Source organism: Ideonella sp., assembly GCF_044358605.1.
Taxonomy (GTDB): Bacteria; Pseudomonadota; Gammaproteobacteria; order Burkholderiales; family Burkholderiaceae_C; genus Ideonella.
Genome location: NZ_JBIKNQ010000033.1, coordinates 13005 through 31926, shown reverse-complemented (window position 1 = coordinate 31926; position 18922 = coordinate 13005). Strand labels below are relative to the sequence as shown.

Annotated in this window: 24 protein-coding genes; 6 read left to right on the top strand and 18 right to left on the bottom strand. The window is 64.9% G+C overall.

The window, feature by feature from the left end:
* Positions 1 to 70: 70 nt before the first annotated feature.
* Positions 71 to 1048: a glucokinase gene (locus ACIQ3Q_RS12875; protein WP_396269485.1), complete on the top strand. Its 978-nt coding sequence runs from the start codon at positions 71 to 73 to the stop codon at positions 1046 to 1048.
* A 138-nt stretch (positions 1049 to 1186) separates the two neighbouring features.
* Here the strand turns inward: ACIQ3Q_RS12875 and ACIQ3Q_RS12870 are convergent, their stop codons facing one another.
* The 6 genes from ACIQ3Q_RS12870 to ACIQ3Q_RS12845 form a co-directional block, all read right to left on the bottom strand.
* Positions 1187 to 1483, bottom strand: a complete 297-nt coding sequence (locus ACIQ3Q_RS12870) for a toxin-antitoxin system YwqK family antitoxin (protein WP_396269484.1) — start codon at positions 1481 to 1483, stop codon at positions 1187 to 1189.
* Positions 1484 to 1506: 23 nt separating this feature from the next.
* Positions 1507 to 1830 (bottom strand): helix-turn-helix domain-containing protein, encoded by a 324-nt coding sequence (locus ACIQ3Q_RS12865; RefSeq protein ID WP_396269483.1) that lies wholly within the window; start codon positions 1828 to 1830, stop codon positions 1507 to 1509.
* Entirely contained in the window at positions 1820 to 2179 is a 360-nt protein-coding gene (locus ACIQ3Q_RS12860) for a type II toxin-antitoxin system RelE/ParE family toxin (protein WP_396269482.1), read from the bottom strand. Before ACIQ3Q_RS12860 ends, ACIQ3Q_RS12865 begins: the two co-directional genes overlap by 11 nt.
* A gap of 191 nt (positions 2180 to 2370) precedes the next feature.
* The gene (locus ACIQ3Q_RS12855) at positions 2371 to 2805 is read right to left on the bottom strand and encodes a hypothetical protein (protein WP_396269481.1); all 435 of its coding nucleotides are present in this window, start codon (positions 2803 to 2805) and stop codon (positions 2371 to 2373) included.
* A 45-nt stretch (positions 2806 to 2850) separates the two neighbouring features.
* On the bottom strand, positions 2851 to 3246 hold the full coding sequence (locus ACIQ3Q_RS12850) for a VOC family protein (protein WP_396269480.1): 396 nt from the start codon (positions 3244 to 3246) through the stop codon (positions 2851 to 2853).
* Positions 3247 to 3294: 48 nt separating this feature from the next.
* Positions 3295 to 3537 (bottom strand): type II toxin-antitoxin system Phd/YefM family antitoxin, encoded by a 243-nt coding sequence (locus ACIQ3Q_RS12845; RefSeq protein WP_396269479.1) that lies wholly within the window; start codon positions 3535 to 3537, stop codon positions 3295 to 3297.
* A gap of 134 nt (positions 3538 to 3671) precedes the next feature.
* On the opposite strand from ACIQ3Q_RS12845, the gene ACIQ3Q_RS12840 reads away from it, so the two are divergent.
* A complete protein-coding gene (locus ACIQ3Q_RS12840; RefSeq protein ID WP_396269477.1) occupies positions 3672 to 5543 on the top strand; it encodes a glucokinase in 1872 nt (623 codons plus the stop codon).
* 26 nt (positions 5544 to 5569) lie between these two features.
* On the opposite strand, the gene ACIQ3Q_RS12835 is transcribed toward ACIQ3Q_RS12840, so the two are convergent.
* The 6 genes from ACIQ3Q_RS12835 to ACIQ3Q_RS12810 all read right to left on the bottom strand — a co-directional run bounded on the left by ACIQ3Q_RS12835 (position 5570) and on the right by ACIQ3Q_RS12810 (position 8511).
* Positions 5570 to 5935 (bottom strand): hypothetical protein, encoded by a 366-nt coding sequence (locus ACIQ3Q_RS12835; protein WP_396269476.1) that lies wholly within the window; start codon positions 5933 to 5935, stop codon positions 5570 to 5572.
* A 146-nt stretch (positions 5936 to 6081) separates the two neighbouring features.
* Positions 6082 to 6435 (bottom strand): ArsC family reductase, encoded by a 354-nt coding sequence (locus ACIQ3Q_RS12830; RefSeq protein ID WP_396269475.1) that lies wholly within the window; start codon positions 6433 to 6435, stop codon positions 6082 to 6084.
* Positions 6435 to 6638, bottom strand: a complete 204-nt coding sequence (locus ACIQ3Q_RS12825; protein ID WP_396269474.1) for a zinc-finger domain-containing protein — start codon at positions 6636 to 6638, stop codon at positions 6435 to 6437. The genes ACIQ3Q_RS12830 and ACIQ3Q_RS12825 overlap by 1 nt, the downstream gene beginning before the upstream one ends.
* A 29-nt stretch (positions 6639 to 6667) precedes the next feature.
* Complete coding sequence (locus ACIQ3Q_RS12820) at positions 6668 to 7594, bottom strand: branched-chain amino acid transaminase (RefSeq protein ID WP_396269473.1); 927 nt, start codon at positions 7592 to 7594, stop codon at positions 6668 to 6670.
* Positions 7595 to 7652: 58 nt separating this feature from the next.
* Positions 7653 to 8072: a hypothetical protein gene (locus ACIQ3Q_RS12815; RefSeq protein WP_396269472.1), complete on the bottom strand. Its 420-nt coding sequence runs from the start codon at positions 8070 to 8072 to the stop codon at positions 7653 to 7655.
* Positions 8073 to 8154: 82 nt separating this feature from the next.
* Entirely contained in the window at positions 8155 to 8511 is a 357-nt protein-coding gene (locus tag ACIQ3Q_RS12810) for an antibiotic biosynthesis monooxygenase family protein (protein ID WP_396269471.1), read from the bottom strand.
* Positions 8512 to 8639: 128 nt separating this feature from the next.
* On the opposite strand from ACIQ3Q_RS12810, the gene ACIQ3Q_RS12805 reads away from it, so the two are divergent.
* From ACIQ3Q_RS12805 to ACIQ3Q_RS12795, 3 genes are read left to right on the top strand one after another with little or no spacing between them, the layout of a single operon-like run.
* Positions 8640 to 8933, top strand: coding sequence for a YlcI/YnfO family protein (locus tag ACIQ3Q_RS12805; RefSeq protein ID WP_396269470.1), 294 nt, complete (start codon positions 8640 to 8642; stop codon positions 8931 to 8933).
* The gene (locus ACIQ3Q_RS12800) at positions 8930 to 9247 is read left to right on the top strand and encodes a type II toxin-antitoxin system RelE/ParE family toxin (RefSeq protein WP_396269469.1); all 318 of its coding nucleotides are present in this window, start codon (positions 8930 to 8932) and stop codon (positions 9245 to 9247) included. The genes ACIQ3Q_RS12805 and ACIQ3Q_RS12800 overlap by 4 nt, the downstream gene beginning before the upstream one ends.
* Positions 9248 to 9251: 4 nt before the next feature.
* Complete coding sequence (locus ACIQ3Q_RS12795; protein ID WP_396269467.1) at positions 9252 to 10139, top strand: S41 family peptidase; 888 nt, start codon at positions 9252 to 9254, stop codon at positions 10137 to 10139.
* A gap of 70 nt (positions 10140 to 10209) precedes the next feature.
* On the opposite strand, the gene ACIQ3Q_RS12790 is transcribed toward ACIQ3Q_RS12795, so the two are convergent.
* From ACIQ3Q_RS12790 to radA, 6 genes are read right to left on the bottom strand one after another with little or no spacing between them, the layout of a single operon-like run.
* The gene (locus ACIQ3Q_RS12790) at positions 10210 to 10839 is read right to left on the bottom strand and encodes a DUF2894 domain-containing protein (RefSeq protein WP_396269466.1); all 630 of its coding nucleotides are present in this window, start codon (positions 10837 to 10839) and stop codon (positions 10210 to 10212) included.
* Positions 10836 to 11522: an OmpA family protein gene (locus ACIQ3Q_RS12785; RefSeq protein WP_396269509.1), complete on the bottom strand. Its 687-nt coding sequence runs from the start codon at positions 11520 to 11522 to the stop codon at positions 10836 to 10838. The genes ACIQ3Q_RS12790 and ACIQ3Q_RS12785 overlap by 4 nt, the downstream gene beginning before the upstream one ends.
* Positions 11522 to 13993 (bottom strand): DUF802 domain-containing protein, encoded by a 2472-nt coding sequence (locus ACIQ3Q_RS12780; protein ID WP_396269465.1) that lies wholly within the window; start codon positions 13991 to 13993, stop codon positions 11522 to 11524. The genes ACIQ3Q_RS12785 and ACIQ3Q_RS12780 overlap by 1 nt, the downstream gene beginning before the upstream one ends.
* 19 nt (positions 13994 to 14012) lie before the next feature.
* A complete protein-coding gene (locus tag ACIQ3Q_RS12775; RefSeq protein ID WP_396269464.1) occupies positions 14013 to 14723 on the bottom strand; it encodes a DUF3348 family protein in 711 nt (236 codons plus the stop codon).
* 48 nt (positions 14724 to 14771) lie between these two features.
* Positions 14772 to 15815, bottom strand: coding sequence for an NAD(P)H-dependent flavin oxidoreductase (locus tag ACIQ3Q_RS12770; protein ID WP_396269463.1), 1044 nt, complete (start codon positions 15813 to 15815; stop codon positions 14772 to 14774).
* Positions 15812 to 17179 carry a DNA repair protein RadA gene (gene radA, locus ACIQ3Q_RS12765; RefSeq protein WP_396269462.1) on the bottom strand — a complete coding sequence of 456 codons (1368 nt, stop codon included), beginning with the start codon at positions 17177 to 17179 and terminating at the stop codon, positions 15812 to 15814. The genes ACIQ3Q_RS12770 and radA overlap by 4 nt, the downstream gene beginning before the upstream one ends.
* 172 nt (positions 17180 to 17351) lie before the next feature.
* Between radA and ACIQ3Q_RS12760 the strand changes: the two genes are divergently transcribed.
* The gene (locus ACIQ3Q_RS12760) at positions 17352 to 18920 is read left to right on the top strand and encodes a nitrous oxide reductase family maturation protein NosD (RefSeq protein ID WP_396269461.1); all 1569 of its coding nucleotides are present in this window, start codon (positions 17352 to 17354) and stop codon (positions 18918 to 18920) included.
* The last annotated feature ends 2 nt before the right edge of the window (positions 18921 to 18922 follow it).

Below are 18922 nucleotides of genomic sequence, written 5' to 3'. Positions count from 1 at the left end.
GGTACCATTGCGCGCGTACCTAAACTACATCGGGACCGTGGCCACTGCTGGCCCGGCGAAGCTGGACCTCATGAACATGCTCGGCGCTCTGGAGCCCCTCTTTCCGCGACTGGTCGGCGATGTCGGCGGCACCAATGCGCGCTGGGCCTGGCAGGCAGCGCCCGGCGCCGCCTTGAGCCATATGGCCACCTACCCGTGCGCCGACTATCCGTCCATGGCGGCGGTGATCCAGCACTATCTGGCCGAGCACCAACACCCCACGCCGGCGGCTGTGTCTTTTGGCATTGCCACCGCCGTGACCGGCGATGAAGTGCGCATGACCAACCACCATTGGGCCTTCTCCACCACCGCCTTGCAGGCCGAGTTGGGGGTGCAGCGTCTGGTGGTGCTCAATGACTTTGCGGCCCTGGCCTCCAGCCTGGACGTGCTGGGCCCGCAAGACCGCCGCGCGGTGGGCGGCGGCCAGCCCGTGCTGGGCCAGCCGATTGGCGTGCTGGGCCCCGGCACCGGCCTGGGCGTGGCCGGGCTGGTGTGTGGCCGCGATGGCCACTATGTGCCCGTGGCCGGTGAAGGCGGCCATGTCACCCTGGCCGCCACCGACGAGCGCGAAGCCGCCGTCTTGGCCGTGCTGCGCCAACGCTTTGGCCATGCCTCGGCCGAGCGCGCCGTCTGCGGCCAAGGCCTGGTCAATCTGTACGAGGCCCTCTGCACCCTGGACGGCGCCCCCACCCTGCGCCTGAGCCCAGCGGATGTGACCGAGGCCGCGCTGCTGCGCTCCAACCCCGCCTGCGTCGAGGCCGTGCACCTGTTCTGCAGCTTCTTAGGCAATGTGGCCGGCAACCTGGCCTTGACCCTGGGCGCACGGGGCGGCATCTACGTGGGCGGCGGCATCGTGCCTCGCCTGGGCGACGCCTTCGAAGCCAGCGCCTTTCGCGAGCGCTTCGAGCAAAAAGGCCGCTTCACCGATTACCTGCGCCAGATCCCCACCTGGGTCATCACCGCCCACAACCCGGCGCTGATTGGGGCGGGGCATTCCTTGGATGATTGAAGTGCGGCCGCGAGGTCACAAGCTGTGATCTCAGACAGCGGCTACGGCGACCTGTCATAAGCGCTCTCGCCATGAGGCTCGGCCATGTCGTATTCACCTCGCCCCGTCCTTGGTCCATGATTTCTTGAGCAGCATCAGCTACTCAGTCTGGACTGTTCCGTCGAGATTCCAGTATCGCCAGTGACCCAGCTCAACGCCGTCCCGGTACTCGCCCTCGGCTGCGAGCTGCCCGTTCTCGTAGAAATCGCGCCAGACTCCCTGCTCGCTTCCGAGTACGTAGGTTCCTTCAGAGATGACTTGACCGCTCCTGCCGTACTCACAGAATGGTCCATGGCGAATCCAACTCGAACCGTCAACTGATCGGATCCTGGCATAGCGAAATCTAACTTCACCGGTTTCATAGAGAACCTCAGCGATGTTTAGCTCTGCTGTCATTGGCGTGCCTTGATGTGCGCCTCTCAGGCAAGTACCTTCAACCCATGCTTTTGCACCACCGCCAGCAGCTTCAGCGCCATGCCACTGGGGTGTTTGGCTCCGCTCTCCCACTTCTGGACGGTGGACTCCGTGGTGTTGAGAAAGCGAGCAAAGACGGGCTGGCTCACGTTGTGCATTTCGCGGATCTGCTTGATCTGCGCAGGCTCGATGGACACCGGAACCACCAAGCAAGACTCATCGAAATTTCGGAGCGTCGCTTTGTCGATTGCTCCGACCTTGAACAGCGCTTGGGCGGACGAATGAATGGCCTCGTGGGCATCAGTTTTGAACTTTGACTTAGCCGTCACAGCAAATCTCCAGCAGGTCTTGGTCTCTCAGCAGTTGCTCAATCTGCGCCTCTGACAGGCCTGCATAAGCCTTGGCCAGGACGCGGAAACTTGCCAATTCATCGTCTGCGATATTGGCTCTGTCTTTCTTGGCGAATAGGTACTCGTACACCCAATGCCGGCCACCTTTAGCCAGGATGATGGATCGGTGCTGGTTGTCGTTCAAACGTTTCTTGAAGACACCACCACCCAAGTCATCTGCCTGTCCCTGCATCACTTGCTTGATGGCGGCACACAAGATCGCGTCTGAGATGCGCACTTTCTTCGCACCTCGGGAAAACCAAGCCGTCTTGAAAACCCGAGCCCGCATGGGATTGTGTGCTTTCACCGTCATGCACAATGGTAGCACCAGGTGCAACCGAATGAGAAGTGTGAATGTGACATGGAAGCGACCATCTGCGCCAAATCCCGACTTGGGTCATCACCGCCCACAACCCGGCGCTGATTGGGGCGGGGCATTCCTTGGATGATTGAGCCGGAGTCCGCAACTCCAGTCGGATGTCAAAACGACTTACGGGTCTGAGAGAGCGACCACGTCAACGCACCAGGCTTTCCCTTCATGAGGGCTTCGGCCTGAAGAACGATAGAAGACAGCGACTCAACGTTCATCAAGCCCGAGCGCTTGGCCACGACCTTGAAGTCGGTGACCTGCCGAGTCTCGCCGTTCATGCTGACGGATAGCGCCAATTCGAAGCCCTGACGGACCAGAAACGCCTTCAACTCTGGCGTAAACGCCTCGGGCTGCGCGGCTTTGAACTCAAACCTCACCTCGATCGGCTTGGCAAAGCTGAGACCGTTGGCTTGTGCTGCTGAGACGATGGCGGGAGGCACAACGGGCTCTGCCGCTGCAACGAACAGCGGCATCAGCAGAACCCAGAGAAAGTGCTTTGGCGACATAGGCATCTTGGACGCGGCGTTGAAGATCACAATGATCAATGCCAGCAGTCTAGCGGTCTGATGCGGACCGCCTGAGACACTGCCTCAAGCCTTCACCCGATAAATCGCGCACAGCTTGTTCCCATCCGGGTCGCGCACATAAGCCAAGTGCATCGCGCCCATGCTGCCCGAGCGCAAGCCTGGGGGCTGCTCAATAGACTGGCCGCCGTGGGCCACGGCCACGTCGTGGAAGGTTTGGACTTGTTCGGGGGAGTGGCACTTGAAGCCGATGGTGCTGCCGTTGGCGAAGGTGGCGGGCTCGCCGTTGATGGGCTCGCTGATGCCAAAGGTGCTGCCGTCGTGGCGATAGAACAGGCGCGTGTGGCCAGAGGGGGCTTGGTTGCGGAGGGCTTCACCGGCGCCCAAGACACCGAGGATGGCGTCGTAAAAGCGCTTGGAGCGCTCGATGTCGTTGGTACCGAGCATGACATGATTGAGCATGGTGTTCTTTCAGTTCGGGTTTGGGGCTTTACCTGGGGGCGGCGTCACTCAGCGTGTGAGCATGCAGAGATTGGCGACTTCGTCATTGTGGGCATCGATGTCGTCGGGAACTTTAAAGAGCCCTTTGGCCACGCCCAAACGTGTCCCGACGGCCAGGGCTTCTAGCGGCACGAGCTTCGCCGCTGGCCGGCCACGGCGAGTGATCACAAACTCCCGCTCTTGACCCCGCTCTATGGCCTCGACCAAGCGTGAAAGCGTGGTCTTGGCTTGCGTGATATGGACTGATGGCATGACAGCCCTCCGGCTTCAGGTTGAGGTTTGCGACATGGTGCCAGACTAAGGCCTTTTCGTGCCGCAGGCCGAGGGCTGGAAACCCTCCCCCTGGCCATGAACAAATCACCGACCGCAGCAGCGACAATCCCCCCATGAGCGCCTATGACAGCCCCCGTCTGATTGCCGACATTGGCGGCACGTTTGCCCGCTTTGCGTTGGAGACCGCGCCGGGCCACCTGGAGCAGGTGGCGTCGCTGCGCTGTGCCGAGCACGCGGATTTTTTGAGCACGGTGCAGGCCTATCTGGCCACGTTGGAGGAGCCCACGGCCATCCGCCATGCGGGCATTGCGATTGCCAACCCAGTGGACGGCGACTTGGTGCGCATGACCAACTACCACTGGCAGTTCTCGATCGAGCAGACGCGCGAGCAACTGGGTTTTGAGACCCTGGTGGTGGTGAACGACTTCACCGCGCTGGCCATGGCCGTGCCGCGCCTGGGGACCGATGAGCGCCGCGCCATTGGCCACGGTGTGCCGCGCGAGCCTAGTGTGGTGGGCGTGCTGGGTGCCGGCACGGGCTTGGGTCTGTCGGGCTTGATCCCAGCCTCAGGCGGCTGGGTGGCGCTGGGCACAGAAGGCGGCCACGGCAGCTTTTCGCCGCGCGATGAGCGCGAGATCGCCATCTTGCGCCATGCCTGGAAGCAGTACGGCCATGTCTCGTTTGAGCGCCTGTGCTCGGGCCCGGGCTTAGAGCTGATCTACCGCGCGCTGGCCGAGCAAGGCGGCCAGAGCCTGCCGCCGCTGACGGCGCCGGACATCACCCAGCGCGCGCTCAGCGGTGTGGATGCTTTGTGCCGCGACACGGTGGACACCTTTTGCGGCATTCTGGGCACGGCGGCCTCTAACTTGGCGGTCACCCTGGGCGCCTTTGGCGGCGTCTATATCGGAGGCGGCATCGTGCCGCGCTTGGGCGATTACTTCGAGCGTTCGCCCTTCAGAGCCCGCTTTGAAGAGCGCGGCCGCTTCAGCGACTATGTGCGCGCCATCCCAACCTATGTGATCACGGCCAACAACGCCACCTTCTTGGGCGTGTCGGCCATTTTGGATGCGCAACTGCGCACGCTGGAAACGCGCGTGGGCGGGGCCATCTTGGAGCAAATTCGCCGCTCGCTGGACAAGCTCTCACCGGCCGAGAAGCGCGTGGCCTCGCATGTGCTGGCTCACCCGCGCGCGGCCTTGAACGCGCCGATTGCCGACATTGCGCGCGCCGCCGATGTCAGCCAGCCCACGGTGATCCGCTTTTGCCGCTCGCTGGGCTGCGAGGGCCTGTCGGACTTCAAGCTGCGCCTGGCCTCGGGCCTGACGGGCACCATCCCCATCACCCACACCCAAGTCACTGGGCAAGACAGCACGGTGGAGCTGGGCGAGAAGGTGCTCTCCAACACGGCGGCCGCCATCTTGCGTGTGCGCGAACAGCTCAACCGCGAGGCCATCGAGCGGGCCATCACTTTGTTGGACGGCGCGCACCGCGTTGAGCTGCATGCGCAAGGCCACTTTGCGATGGTGGCGCAAGACGCGCAGTTCAAGTTCTTGCGCTTAGGCCTGCCCACCAGCACCTGCACCGACCCGCGCGTGCAAAGCCTGAGTGCCGCCGTGCTGGAGCCCGGCGATGTGGTGATTGCGATCTCGGGCAGCGGCACGCTGCAAGACCTGCTGGACATGGTGGAGGTGGCGCACCAGCGCGGCGCGCAGGTGATTGCCATCACCTCCAGCCACTCACCCCTGGCCAAGAAGGCGGATGTGGTGCTGGCGGTGGACCATGAAGAAGATGTCTCAACCCATCTGCCCATGGTCAGCCGCGTCTTGCAACTGCTGGCCATCGACATCTTGGCCGTGGGTGTGGCGCTGCGCCGCAGCGGAGAGAACCCCACGTTTAACGGGGGCACGCCGGTGGCCCCGAAGTCGGTGCAGCCGGGCGTCTCGGCCTCTTTGCCGCTGGCCCGGCTGACCACGCACAGCCGCTGAGCGGCGCTGCGGCTGCGCTCGCGCGCTCAGCGCTTTTCGTAGCTGAGCGTGCCCAGCTCGTCAGCGGAGATCACCCGGGTTTGGGCGGTGAAGCTCTCAACCCTGAACTTGACGGTCTGACCATCCACCTTGACGGTTAAGGTCTTGTTGTCGGGCGACAGCATCCAGGTGCCGCGTGCGCGCTGGTCACCCACCACGCCCTCAAAGCCATTCGGGGCCGAGAAGACTTGAAACACCTGCTTGGTGCCCAAGGCTTGCTCGATGTTCAGCGTATTGCCCTTGGGGTCCTTCAGGCCCACCAATTGCCATTTGCCCACCAGCTCCGTGGCGGCTTGGGCCCAGCCTGTGCTGGCCACAGCGCACAGCGCCAGCGTTGTCAACAGTTTCCGCATCGACGTCTCTCGTTTGAATGTGACGAACAGCCCCCTGCCCAAGCAGGATGCATCGGGGCTGATTTTGCGGAAGGTGCCGACACGGTGGCTAAAGGCAGACTCAAGGCCCGCTCAAGGTTGGCCCTGCGGCCCACAGCCTGAGACAGTCAGCCCGCGAGATGGGCGGCAAACGCAGCCGGCGTGAAGCCCACGCTGACCTGGCCAGAGGGCCACTCCACCACAGGCCGTTTGATGACGCTGGGCTGCTCTTGCATCAGCGCCATGGCACTGGCCGCGTCCACCACGCTGGCTTGCAGCTCAGGCGCCAGCTTGCGCCAGGTCGTCCCCTGGCGGTTCAGCAGCTTTTCCCAGCCCACGGCCGCCACCCAAGCGGGCAGGCGGTCGGCCGGGACACCGGACTTTTTGAAGTCGTGAAAGCTGAAAGCCAGGTCCTGCTCGGTCAAGTAAGCACGCGCCTTCTTGACCGTATCGCAGTTGGGGATGCCGTAGAGAGTGGTCATCAATGCGAGTGAGAGAGCTTTTCGCCTGCCTTCAGGCGATAGACCGTGCCGCAATACGGGCACTTACCTTCGCCGTTATGCGAGAGGTCCACAAAGACGCGCGGGTGGGTGCTCCACAGCGCCATTTTGGGGTTGGGGCAGGCGATCACGCCGGGGCCTTGCAGCTCGGCGGCGGTGACTTCAACAACAGATTGTTCGCTCATGGCAGCAGTCTCTTGAATGGGGTGGAGTCTCAGGCGACCAGGGTCAGCCAGTGGGCGTATTTGTCGTTGCGGCCGTTGACGATGTCAAAGAAGGCCGCTTGGATCTTTTCGGTGATGGGCCCGCGCGAGCCGCAGCCGATCTCGATGCGGTCCAGCTCGCGGATGGGCGTCACTTCAGCGGCGGTGCCGGTGAAGAAGGCCTCGTCGGCGATGTAGACCTCGTCGCGGGTGATGCGCTTTTCCTTCAACTCCAGACCCAAGTCTTGGCAGATGTGGAAGATGGTGTTGCGGGTGATGCCATTGAGCGCACCGGCCGACAGATCGGGCGTGTAGACCACGCCGTTCTTGATGACGAAGAGGTTCTCGCCCGCGCCTTCAGAGACAAAGCCCGACGGGTCCAGCAGCATGGCTTCGTCGTAGCCGTCGTCCGTGGCTTCCATATTGGCCAGGATGGAGTTGGTGTAGTTGGACACCGCCTTGGCCTGGGTCATGGTGATGTTCACATGGTGGCGGGTGTAGCTGCTGATCTTGACGCGAATGCCGCGCTTCAGGCCTTCCTCACCCAGATACGCACCCCAGGGCCAGGCCGCCACCATGCAGTGGATGGTGTTGCCCTTGGGGCTGACGCCCAGCTTCTCAGAGCCGATCCAGGTCAGCGGGCGCAGGTAGCAGGTCTCCAGCGCGTTCTCACGCACCACGGCTTTTTGCGCCTCTTCCAATTGCTCCACCGTGAAGGGGATCTTCATGCGCAGGATCTTGGCCGAGTTGATCAGACGCTCGGTGTGCTCGCGCAGGCGAAAGATGGCCGTGCCCTTGGGCGTCTTGTAGGCGCGCACGCCCTCAAAGGCACCGCAGCCGTAGTGCAGCGTGTGGCTCAGCACGTGGATCTTGGCATCACGCCACTCCACCATCTGCCCGTCCATCCAGATCTTGCCGTCGCGGTCGTCCATGCCCATGATGCGTCTGCCCCTTGAAAAAGTAGAAATTGCTTCGATCGGGTCGAAAGCGTGGATTTTAGGCGCCGGGCTGAGCCGGAGCTTGCGCCTCGCCTTCAGCCGCCGCCGCCCGGATCAGTTGCCACTGCGTCAAGCGCCCGTTGTCTAAGGTCACCTCCACCCGGTCGCCATTGGCGTCTGTCCACGCAAAAGACTCTTGAGGTGGGTCGGAGAGTTTTTGCCCCAGGCTGCGCGTGTGCGGCAGGATCTCCAACAGCGTCATGCCCTTATTCAGCCGCGCATGCAGCATCACCGCATTCGCCACATGCCCCACCGGTGCAGCACCCGCCGCCTGCATCACCCGCAGTGCGCGGTAGAACTGCAGCAGCAGCCAAAACACCACCACCGTCAGCGCCAGCACCACGCCGTAGCCGCCCCACTGCCACCAGCCCACAAACACCGCCAACGCGGCCAAGGCCCAACCGACTCGCTTATCCATCGCTTCCTCTAACTTTCCTTCTCGCGCTCTTGTCTTGATCTGTCACTCTGTCTTTGCAGGGAGCCGTGAGGCTTGATCAGCTTCAATCGGGGCGAAACGCCTCTGCCGGCGCCTGCCCAGACCCAGCCTCCCAGGCATAAGCCCGCTCCACCTTGGTGATGCGGGTCTCGTAATGGCTGTACCAGCGCGCCCGGCCATCGTTGCGGGCGTCCGTGTGCTCGGCATGCTTGCGCCACGCCGCAATGTCTTCCAGGCTGCGCCAGTAAGACACCGTGATGCCCAAACCATCCGCCCCACGCGCGCTCTGCACGCCCAAATAACCCGGCTGCTCAGCGGCCAGGGCCACCATGCGCTCAGCCGTGTCGCCGTAGCCCTCGTCCACCGCAGTGCGTTGGCTGGTGAAGATGACGGCGTAGTAGGGTGGGGGTGGGGTTTGCATGGCGAGGCGAAGCAACTGCGGCGAAGTCAGCATTCTTGCCCAAGCGACGGCCTCTGGCGCACAGCCTCGCACCACCCAGCACCTGCAGAGACTTGACACTTGCAATTCATTTGCAACACACTTGCCGTATGAAGACTGCCATCCTCCCGCAAGTGCGCGTTGAGCCTCAACTGCGCGCCGACCTTGAAGCCGTTCTGCGTGACGGCGAATCCCTGTCGGATTTTTTGGTGGCGACGGTGCGCCAAGCGGTGGACCATCGGCGCATGCAGGCTGAGTTTGACGCCCGCGCGGACGCTGCTTGGGCACGGTTCCAGCAGAGCGGCGATGGCATCCCTGCACAAGAAGTGATGGACGAGATGCGCGCTCGATTGCAGGCCCGTCGGCATGAACTACAAGGCAAGCGCCGGCCTGCTTCCGCATGACATTCCGCGTGCTGGTCGATGCCGAAGCGCAAGCGGATGTGCTGAGGCTGTATGAATACCTGCTGCAACGCGCTGAGTTTGTCGAAGACTTGGACATCGCAGATCGGGCACTGCAGGCTTTAGAAGCAGCGATCGCCTCTTTGTCTCGGGCACCGTTCTTGTACCGCAGGGACGCAGGCTCACGCAGCCTCTTGCGCCGTGAGTTGGTCGTGCCCTTCGGGGCTTCTGGCTATGTCCTGAAGTACGAGATTGCGTCGCGTGATCTGGTGGTGGTGCTCGCGGTTCGGCACCAGCATGAAGCGGACTATCCCTGATCACATGACACATCGCATCATTGTTCAAGCCATAGCTGAGACGATTCGGTCGCGCTACGTGTTCGCAAACACTGCGGAGCGCGTCGCATCGCACCTGCTGCAACAAATGGACTCGGGGGCTTACGACACCACCGATGCGACCGCTCTCGCGACGCGACTCACAGACGACCTTCGCCAAGCTTCGGGTGATCTTCATTTGCGAGTGCGCCACGCCGCAGAGCCGCATGTCCCAGAAACGCCCGGAGATACGGTTCGGGAGCAAAACGACCGTGCCGAGCACTGCCGCAAGATGGGATTTGGCATTGCGTCGGTGCACCGGCTAGACGATGACATCGCTGTCATAGACATCAGGGAGTTGGTAGAGCCCGAGCTCTCTCGCTCGGCCTTTGAGACCGCGTTGACATCCGTCGCCGACGCCTCCGCCCTCGTCATCGATCTACGGAGGTGCGTAGGGGGAGACCCGAGCACCGTCGGGTTGATATGCGCTCACTTGCTGGACCACCGAACTCAACTCAGCAGCATGGTGCCGCGCTCAGCGCCTGAAGAGCACTTCTGGGCCGACCCGACACCCTACCCGCATCGCTTCGGTGGCAAGAAGCCTCTCTACATTGCCGTCGCCAAGTTCACTTTCTCTGGCGCAGAAATGCTGGCCTATGACCTGCAAGCCATGGGACGCGCCGTTGTTGTCGGGGAAACCACTGGCGGCGGAGCTCATGGCTGTCTGTTTCATTGGCCATCACCGCACTTCAGCCTTCTGCTTGCTGAGGCCAGGCCCGTCAATCCCATTACTGCCGACAATTGGGAGCGTGTTGGCGTGACGCCCGATGTGCCTTGCTCTGAAGAAGATGCCCTCAGAGTGGCCGCCGCATCGGCTCTGCGAGCGGCGAAGTGAGGCCGTTCGTTCGCCGAAGCGGACCTGCACCGGCCATCGACAGGGCTCACCATCAGGGTGACATCCCCCCTCAGCGCCGCCCCTTCGCGCTGCCCGCCGCCCCACCCCGCCCCTGCTGCCCCTCCAGCCACATCAGCGTTTCGGTGTGGGTCAAAAAGCGGCGCAGGTAGTCGGGGGAGAGTTCGCGCAGCAGGCCCAGGGTGCGCAGCACTAACATGTGGGCATTCAGGGGCCCGGCGTTTTGCGGGGCTTGGATAGAGGCCTGCTCCACCACCTCTTCGGCGCACAGCACGGCCCAGCTTTCGCGAAAGCGTTGGGCACTTTTCAACTCAGGCCTGGCCTGGCCTGCGCCCGCGCCGCCGGGGGTGGCTTGGGCAGCGGCTGCCGCCACGGCTTGGTTGAACTGGGCCAGGGCGCTGGGGGGCGGCTTGAGTTTGGCCTTGCCGTGTGGGGTTGCTGGCGCACTTGGCGCCAGCCGCGCTTGGCAGTCGGCCACGCCCGCCTGCAGCTTGGCCTGCAGCAGGGCTTGCTGAGCCGGTGGCGCGCTGTGCAAACGCTCGGCCAGCGAGGCCACATACTGCCAGCGCAGCGGCTCGCGTCGCGGGGCTCCGGCTTGGCGCAGGGCTTGCAGGGCGGCCTCTACAGAGGCTGCCATTGCAACGGGGTTGTCCGCCTCGCCAGAAGACGCTAACGCATTCATGGCGCTGACGCTGCACTGGCCGCGGTGGCCACAGGCTGGCGCACCACGCGGGGCACAGGGGCCATCTCCACGCGGCGGTTTTGGGCGCGGCCTTGCGCGTCGGCATTCGAGGCCACGGGCTGCTCAGCGCCAAAGGCGGCACTGAAGACTTGCGAGCGCGGCATGCCCTCTTCGATCAAGGCACGGGTCACCGTCAGGGCGCGCTGGGCGGAGAGCTCCCAGTTGTCGGCAAACTTCTTGTTGCCCTGCTGCACGCCCTTGTCGTCGGTGAAGCCGCTGACCATCAGCATCTCCTGGCGCTCGCCCAAGTAAACCTTGAGGGGCGGCACCAGGCTTTGCAGCACTTGCCGGCCTTCGGGGCGCAGCTCGTCGGAGCCCAGCGCAAACAGCACCGCGCCGCTGATGCCGATGCGGCCATCGTTCAGGGTGACCCGCCCGCTTTGCAGGGGGCCGGCCAGGGCCTTTTCCAGGGCCATGCGGCGGGCTTCTTCTTGCTCGCGCTTGTGAACCTCGGCTTGCAGGCTGGACACCAAATCCATCTGCACCACCATCACCCCCACCAGCACCAGCACAAACACGCCCAACAAGCCTGACATCAGGTCGCCAAACACGGCCCAGATGGGCGCATTCGTGACGTCGTCGTCGGTGTCGTCCAGCGGGCTGTCGTGGCCCGTGCCGCCCATCATCCTTCAACCCCCAGGGGCAGCGGCGCTTGGGTGCCACGGGCCGGGCGGAGTTGGCGCAGGTCTTCAACAATGCTTTGTTGGGCACTGAGGCTGAGGTCGATGACCTCGCGCGCCTGGGCCACGTAATAAGCCAGTTGCTCGTCGCTGCGCGACATGGATTGCGCAATGGCGCTCTCCACGCGCTGCAAGCTGGCCATGAGCTGCTCGTTGCTGCTGCCGAACAGCATGACACCTTGGTGGAAGGCGTCGCCCAGCGCCGCCAACTCGGCCGCACTGGCGCCCACTTGCGCGGCCAGCGCTTCGCTGCGCTCGGCCTGGGCGCCCAAGGTTTGGGTGAACTGCTGGCTGGTTTGCTGCAAGACGGTAGAGGCCGAGCCGACCAGGGTTTCGATGGCGTCGCGCTGCTGCGCCGTGGTGTCTTGCACGCTGGTCAGCAGGGCGCTGATCTGCGCCACCAGGCTGTGGCGCTCTTGCAAGGTGTGGTTGTCGCGCTCGGCCAATTGGCTCATTTCTTGGCGCAGTTGGGCAATCACCTCGGCGGCGGCCTTGGGGGCTTCGGAGGCGGTGTGCATCAGGCGCGTCATCGGCGCTTCCAGCGCGGCGCCCAGGGTGGCCAGTTGCGTAGACACATGGCCCGCCAGCTCGGTTTGCAGCGTGCCCAAGCGTTGCACCGCTGCTTGGCCGCGCTGGTCTTCTTGCTCGCGCAGCGCCGCCAGCTCGCTGCGCCACAGTGTGGCCAGCTCGTCCATCTGCTGCCGCTGGCCTTGGGCCCACTGGGCCTCAGACGCGGTGCGCGCTTGCACCAAGCCTTCAGACTGCTGCAGGAGCTGGGTGACCTGCGCCAGCAGGTGCTGCGATTGCGCTTGCGCTTGCGCGCTGAGCTGCTGCGCCGTGTGCGCGACAGCGTCGCTGGCCTGCTGCTGCTGGGCCAGGGTGTGCGCGCTGAGTTGCTGCCACTCAACTTTGAGCGCCTGGGTCATGGCCTGCAGGCTGTCCGTCCAAGCCTGCTGCTGCTGAGACTGGGCTTGCGCCTGCTCGGTTTGAGCTTGCGACCCGGCCGTCTGCAACTGCGTCAGCAGGGCCGTGGCGCGCTCGTCGAAGTGCGCCGTCCAGCGGGCTTGTGCGGTCTCCAGCCCCGCCAGCATGCTGCTGCTGCCGCGCTCTTGCTGCGCCTGGGCGCTCACCCAAGCCTGTTGCAGCGCCTGCAAGCGGCTGTGTTGCTCGACCTGGGCCTCGCTGGCTGCGCTGTGCAGGTGGGCCACCAAGGCCTGAGCCCGCTCTTCAAAGCTACCGGCAAAACGGGCCAAGGCAGACTCCAAGGCCTGCTGCGTCTGGGCGCTGCCCTGCTGATGCTGGGTGAGTGTTTGCGCCAAGGCCTGGCTGGTTTGTGCGGTGCTGTGGCTGAACTGCTGAGCCAAGCCCTCCAATTGGGTTTGCACGGCCCCATACACCCGCTCATGCAGGCGCTGTGACTCGCTGGCCATCTGGGCCAGGGTCTCTTGCAGCATGGGCTGCAAGGTCTGGGTGGCGGCTTGGGCCGTGGCCTGCAGGTTCTGGTGGGCGGCCTTGGCTGCGGCGTCGATGCTGTGGCTCAAGCTGTGCTGTACGCTGTGCGCCAAGCCGCTGTAGGCTGCGGTAGCCTCTTGGTGAAATTGCGCTTGGCGCGCCAGCAGTTGCTCGTCCATCTGCTGGCTGCGTGCGGCCATTTGGCCCATCAAGGCTTGCACCTGCTGGGCCACCTGGGGCAAAGCTTGCAGATGCAGCGCCAGCTCCGGCAAGGCTTGCATTTGCCGGGCCATGTCGGGCAGGGCTTGGGCTTGCTGCTGCAGGGCCAAGAAGGTGGCCTCGCGCTGTTGGGCCAAGCTGAAGGGCCGCAGCGTGGTGGCGGCGGCGTCGTCCAAGGCGCGCACCGCTTGCGCACGGTCGCGGCGGCTGAGGGTGGCCATCACGCCCAGCAGGGCCGAACCCGCCACGCCGGCCACCGAGCAGCCAAAGGCCAAGCCCAGGCCTTTGATGGGCTCGGCCAGCGCGGCGCGCATGGCGGCCAAATCGGCCGAGCCTTCCAACGCAAATACCGTGCCCTTGAAGGTGAAGACCAGGCCCAAGAAGGTGCCCAGCATGCCCAGCATCACCAGCAGGCCAATCAGGTAGGGCGTGAGCGCCAAGCCGGGGAGTTGGCCGCGCTCTTGGGTGACGCGCTGGCGCACCGCCGCTTGCAGCGCAGGCGGCACGCGCTGCAGCCAATCTTCCAGGCGCGTGAGCGAGGGCGGCATGTCTTGCAGCGCTTGGCTCAAGCCCTGGGTGGCGTGGGCAAAGCGCTTGACCTCCAAGGCGCCCAGCACATACACGCCAGCAATCACCAGCGTCATCACCAGGCCCAAGGGGCTGGACGTAGCCAGCGCTGCCGCCACGCCCAAGATGGCCAGCAGCCCCACGGCAAACATCAGGGCAAGAAGGTGTCGGTTCATCGAAGAAGGAGCATGCATATCAGGTCGGGTCGGGTGTGGCCACAGGCTCGTGGCCCAGGGCTTCCAGCATGCCAAGCACGGGCTGCAAACGCAGGTCCAGCTCGGCGAGCAGGGTCTGCTCAAATTCGTTCACAAATTGGGCCAGCCAAGCGGCTTGCGGGTTCACCGGCACCAGGGCTTGGGCAGGGCCATCGGCTGGCGAAGGCTGATGTTGAGTGCGCAGCTGGTGATAACGTGTTTTTAAGAACCCCGGCACGCCCGCCAACAAGCGCTGCTCGCGCGGCAGCAGCATCTGGCCGAGCATGGTGTCCATGGCCACCAACTGCGCCAAGCGCGGGTCGGATTGTGCAAGAAGCCCTTGGCGCACATGCTCGCGCAAAGCCTGCACGCTCATCTCCATGCGGCGCTGCTCGTCTTGGTAGCGCTGGTGGTAGAGCGGGTACTCGGTGTCCAGGGTCTTCTCGCGGCGGGTGACGCTGGCGCGCAGGGTGTGGCGGGTGCGCTCCAGCGCCTGCTGCAGGCTGGCCGGGGTGGCCGGGGCCTTGGCGCGCACAGGCAAGGCCTGGGCAGGACCCTGGGCCACGCTTTGGTGCGCCGCATGCAAGGTGATGGCATCGGCCACATTCAGCCACTGCGCCACGCGCTGCGCCACGCCAGGGTCGGCAGGCGCAGCGGCCGGAGGGGCCAAGGTGCTCAAGTGGCGCACCAGTAAAGAGTCATTGAAGCGCAAAAATCATCCTTCGCCCTGCGGCTGCAGAGCCCATATGGGTCATGTTCTTCAAAGGGGGTTAAGCCGCTGGGTCAGCGTGGTGGCGCTAAGGGCCTCGCCCGCGCTCAAAAGCGCAGCATTTTGCCCGGCCCACAAGGGGGTGAAGTCACTGCGTCCTTGGGCCTCGGCCGCAGCCCGCAGGGGTGCCAAGGCCGCCGTGGCCAGAGGGAAGTCCGGCGCCAGCGTGCTCATGGGCTCGTCTTGCATGAAGGCGTTCACGATGCCCCGCGCAGGCCGCCCCGTGAAACGGTTGGTCAGCGCAGTCTGCTGGGCAGCCGGGCTTTGCAAAGCCTGGCGATGCAACGCAGACGTGGTGGCTTCTGGGCACAGCAAATAGGCCGTGCCGATCTGCGCCGCCACCGCCCCCAGGGCAAGCACTGCCGCCACCCCGGCAGCGTCGGCAATGCACCCAGCAGCCACCACCGGCAGCTCCACGGCGGCCAGCACCTGGGGCAGCAGCGCCAAAGTATTGCGCTGCAGGCTCAGGTCATCGCTCAAAAAGTGGCCTCGGTGGCCACCGGCCTCTAAGCCTTGGGCAATGACGACATCAGCGCCGTGCGCCTGCAGCCAACGCGCTTCTTCAACCGTGGTGGCCGAAGACATCACCACCGCGCCCGTGGCCTTGACGCGGGCCAGCAGCGCGGCCGGTGGCAGGCCAAAGTGAAAGCTGACCACGGGCGGGCGAAAGGCCTCGACCAAGGCCGCTGACTCCGCACTGAAAGGCTGGCGCGCGGCGCTCAGCGGCAGGGCCGGGGCGCTCACTCCCCAGGCCGCATAGTGCGGCGCCAAATGGTTGAGCCAAGCGGCTTCACGCGCCGGCTCGTGGGCGGGTGGCGTGTGGCAGAAAAAGTTAACCGCCCAGGGGCGGCCGTGCGCGCCGTCGGCCAGGGCCTGCATCTGTGCGGCAAGCGCCTCGGGCGCCAACATCGCGGCCGGCAGCGAGCCCAGGCCGCCGCCGTCCATCACCGCGAGGGCCAAGCGTGCGTCTTGCACCCCTGCCATGGGCGCTTGGATGATGGGCGAGGCCAAGGCCACGCGGCCGAGCTGGGTCACAGCAGCCCCCGCAGCACGTCAATGGCTTGCTCTATCCGGTCGACGGGGTGAATGGTGAGCCCTTCAATGGGCTTTTTGGGCGCATTGGCACGCGGCACCACGGCGACAGAGAAGCCCAGCTTGGCGGCTTCTTTGAGACGCTCTTGGCCGCGCGGCGCGGGCCGCACCTCGCCCGCCAAACCGACCTCGCCAAAGGCGATGAAGCCGCGCGGCAGCGGCTTGCCGCGCAAGCTGCTTTGAATGGCCAGCAGCACGGCCAAGTCGGCTGCGGGCTCGGTGATGCGCACGCCGCCCACGGCGTTGACGAACACGTCTTGGTCGGCGCAAGAGACGCCCGCATGACGGTGCAGCACCGCCAGCAACATGGCCAGGCGGTCGCGGTCCAGGCCCACACTCAGGCGACGCGGGCTGGGGCCGCCGCTGTCCACCAGGGCTTGGATCTCCACCAGCAAGGGCCGCGTGCCTTCGAGTGTGACCAGCACGCAAGAGCCGGGCACGGGCTCGTCGTGGGTCGATAAGAAGATGGCGCTGGGGTTGGACACTCCTTTGAGCCCGCGCTCGGTCATCGCAAACACGCCGATCTCGTTGACGGCGCCAAAGCGGTTTTTGATGGCCCGCACCAAGCGGAAGCTGCTGTGGGTGTCGCCCTCGAAATAGAGCACGGTGTCGACGATGTGCTCCAGCACGCGCGGCCCGGCCAGCGCGCCTTCTTTGGTGACATGGCCCACCAGCACGATGGCGCAACCCCGGGCCTTGGCCACACGCGTCAGTTGCGCCGCGCATTCGCGCACCTGGGCGACCGAGCCGGGTGCGCTAGAGAGCTGGTCGGAGTAGAGCGTTTGGATGGAGTCAATGACGCAAAAGCGGGGCTGCTCGGTCTCGATGGTGGCCAGGATTTTTTCGAGATGGATCTCAGCCACCACGCGCACGTGCTGGCCGGACAAATCCATGCGCCGGGCGCGCATCGCTACTTGCGCGGCGGACTCTTCACCCGTGACGTACAGCACGGGAATGCGGGTGCTCAAGGCCTCTACGGCCTGCAGCAAGAGGGTCGATTTGCCAATGCCGGGGTCGCCGCCGATCAGCACCACGCCACCTTCGACAATGCCGCCGCCCAGCACACGGTCCAGCTCGTCCAAGCCTGTGGGCGTGCGCTCCACATCCGAGGCTTCGATGGCCGCCAGCGTGGTCACCGGCTGCGAGCTGGCCAGCGCGGTGAAGCGGTTTTTGGACGGCCCGGCCGCAGGCTCCGCCACGCCTTCTTCCAGCGTGTTCCAGGCCTTGCAATGGGGGCACTGGCCCAGCCATTTGGGGCTGGTGCCGCCGCACTCGTTGCAGGTGTAGAGGGTTTTGACGCGGGACATGACGAAAACGTAAACAGGTGTGAAGCCGCCAAGAAGGCGGGCAAAGTCCGCGCCATTCTCGCAGCAGTGGGCAGCGTTCTTTGTCACAGTGGAGCCTCAGCACTTTGTCGGTTTAGCGCCTCCCTTGTGGGGCGCATTGAACAAGCCGCCGTTAGACCCCGTGCCCTCTGCCATGCCACACACTCCACTCGCCACCCTTTGCCCGCGCCCCACTGCCACCCGGTGGACTCGCTTGGCTTGGCTGATGCTGTGCGTGGGCTTCTTGGGCTTGCAGGCCTGTGGCGGCGGGGGCAGCAACCCTGACCCCATTTCCGGGGGGCCGACCCCAGCACCGGCGCCCGCGCCCTCTCCCACGCCCGCTCCGGCACCCTCCCCCACGCCGTCGCCCGCTCCTGCGCCCGCTCCAGCCCCGACTCCAGCCCCGGCCCCCACCCCGCCGCCCAGTGCCGTGGTGTGGGTCGGCCCAGCCAGCGGCGCACCCGCAGGCGCCACGGTGCGCGCCAGCTTGCAGGCCGTGCCTTGGGCCACGCTGCCCGCTGGGGCTTTGATCGTGGTGGGGCCGGGCGCCCAGGTGGGGCCTGTCACCATCACCAGCCAAGGCACGGCCGCCCAGCCCATTGAAGTGCGCGCCGCCGATGCCAGCAACCCACCGGTGGTCAACAGCTCGTTCGACTTTCAAGGCGCGGCCCACGTGAAGCTCAAAGGCTTTGTGGTCAGCGGCTCGCCTTGGGGCGCGGTGGTGATCCGGCGCGGCAGCCACCACATCACCATCGAAGGCAACACGCTCAAGCAGTCGTACATGGGTGTGAACATCAGCGATGGCGCGGACGAAGGCCTGCAGATCCTCGACAACCTGATTGAAGACAACGAAACGCACGGGATTGCGATTGCACTGGAGAACACCGCGCAGGCCGCGACCTCGCGCGTGGCGGGCAACACCATCCGCCGCAACGGCCACCATGGCATTGAGATTCAAACCTCGCATTACGTGATTGAGCGCAATGTGGTGAGCGAAAGTGGCCGTGGCATTGGCGGGGCCTCCGGCATCCACCTCTTCAGCCGCAATGCGGCCGAGAACACGGGCGACAACAACGTCATCCGCTACAACTTCAGCTTCAACAATGTGGACCAGTTGCTGCACTGGGACGGCAACGGCATCCAAGCCGACCAATGGTGCGACGGCAATGTGATTGCCTACAACGTGGCCTGGGGCAATGATGGTGCGGGCCTGATCTTGTTTGACGCCGTCAACAACGTGGCCCACAACAACACCTTGATCGGCAATGCCCAAGACCTGGGCCGTGCAGCCAACGCCACGGGCGACCTCATCCTCAGCAGCTCCGCCGCAGGCGCCTTCCGCAATGCCAACAACCGGGTCTACAACAACCTGATCGTGCCGCTGCGCAGCGGTGCAGCCGGGCTGGCCATCGACGCAGCGACCGCCGCCAATGCCAACAGCATCGGCCCCAACCTGTGGGCTCCGCACCCGGAAGCGACCGCCGTGGTGCGCAAGGGCAGCAGCACCGCACGCAGCGCGAATGAGGTGGACGCACTGCTGGGCAGCAGTGGCAATGGCGTAGAGGCGCTGGCCTTCAGCGACCTCAGTGCCCCTTTAAGCCACGGCCTGAAGCTGACCCGCAAGCCAACGCGCAGCGGCCTCACGCCCACCGGCAACGACCTGCAAGGCACGGCCCCGCAAACGGGCTACAGCTTCTTTGGCGCCTACTACACGGCGCCCTGAGC

Excerpts from the sequence above, each read along its gene's own strand:
- ACIQ3Q_RS12760 (WP_396269461.1), top strand. The coding sequence starts at position 17,352 with ATGCCACACACTCCACTCGCCACCCTTTGCCCGCGCCCCACTGCCACC.
- ACIQ3Q_RS12840 (WP_396269477.1), top strand. The coding sequence starts at position 3,672 with ATGAGCGCCTATGACAGCCCCCGTCTGATTGCCGACATTGGCGGCACG.
- ACIQ3Q_RS12805 (WP_396269470.1), top strand. The coding sequence starts at position 8,640 with ATGAAGACTGCCATCCTCCCGCAAGTGCGCGTTGAGCCTCAACTGCGC.
- ACIQ3Q_RS12785 (WP_396269509.1), bottom strand. The coding sequence starts at position 11,522 with ATGGGCGGCACGGGCCACGACAGCCCGCTGGACGACACCGACGACGAC.
- ACIQ3Q_RS12830 (WP_396269475.1), bottom strand. The coding sequence starts at position 6,435 with ATGACCACTCTCTACGGCATCCCCAACTGCGATACGGTCAAGAAGGCG.
- ACIQ3Q_RS12790 (WP_396269466.1), bottom strand. The coding sequence starts at position 10,839 with ATGAATGCGTTAGCGTCTTCTGGCGAGGCGGACAACCCCGTTGCAATG.
- ACIQ3Q_RS12825 (WP_396269474.1), bottom strand. The coding sequence starts at position 6,638 with ATGAGCGAACAATCTGTTGTTGAAGTCACCGCCGCCGAGCTGCAAGGC.
- ACIQ3Q_RS12860 (WP_396269482.1), bottom strand. The coding sequence starts at position 2,179 with ATGCGGGCTCGGGTTTTCAAGACGGCTTGGTTTTCCCGAGGTGCGAAG.
- ACIQ3Q_RS12845 (WP_396269479.1), bottom strand. The coding sequence starts at position 3,537 with ATGCCATCAGTCCATATCACGCAAGCCAAGACCACGCTTTCACGCTTG.
- ACIQ3Q_RS12820 (WP_396269473.1), bottom strand. The coding sequence starts at position 7,594 with ATGGGCATGGACGACCGCGACGGCAAGATCTGGATGGACGGGCAGATG.
- ACIQ3Q_RS12870 (WP_396269484.1), bottom strand. The coding sequence starts at position 1,483 with ATGACAGCAGAGCTAAACATCGCTGAGGTTCTCTATGAAACCGGTGAA.
- ACIQ3Q_RS12780 (WP_396269465.1), bottom strand. The coding sequence starts at position 13,993 with ATGAACCGACACCTTCTTGCCCTGATGTTTGCCGTGGGGCTGCTGGCC.
- ACIQ3Q_RS12810 (WP_396269471.1), bottom strand. The coding sequence starts at position 8,511 with ATGCAAACCCCACCCCCACCCTACTACGCCGTCATCTTCACCAGCCAA.
- ACIQ3Q_RS12800 (WP_396269469.1), top strand. The coding sequence starts at position 8,930 with ATGACATTCCGCGTGCTGGTCGATGCCGAAGCGCAAGCGGATGTGCTG.
- ACIQ3Q_RS12815 (WP_396269472.1), bottom strand. The coding sequence starts at position 8,072 with ATGGATAAGCGAGTCGGTTGGGCCTTGGCCGCGTTGGCGGTGTTTGTG.
- ACIQ3Q_RS12875 (WP_396269485.1), top strand. The coding sequence starts at position 71 with ATGAACATGCTCGGCGCTCTGGAGCCCCTCTTTCCGCGACTGGTCGGC.
- ACIQ3Q_RS12835 (WP_396269476.1), bottom strand. The coding sequence starts at position 5,935 with ATGCGGAAACTGTTGACAACGCTGGCGCTGTGCGCTGTGGCCAGCACA.
- ACIQ3Q_RS12795 (WP_396269467.1), top strand. The coding sequence starts at position 9,252 with ATGACACATCGCATCATTGTTCAAGCCATAGCTGAGACGATTCGGTCG.
- ACIQ3Q_RS12850 (WP_396269480.1), bottom strand. The coding sequence starts at position 3,246 with ATGCTCAATCATGTCATGCTCGGTACCAACGACATCGAGCGCTCCAAG.
- radA (WP_396269462.1), bottom strand. The coding sequence starts at position 17,179 with ATGTCCCGCGTCAAAACCCTCTACACCTGCAACGAGTGCGGCGGCACC.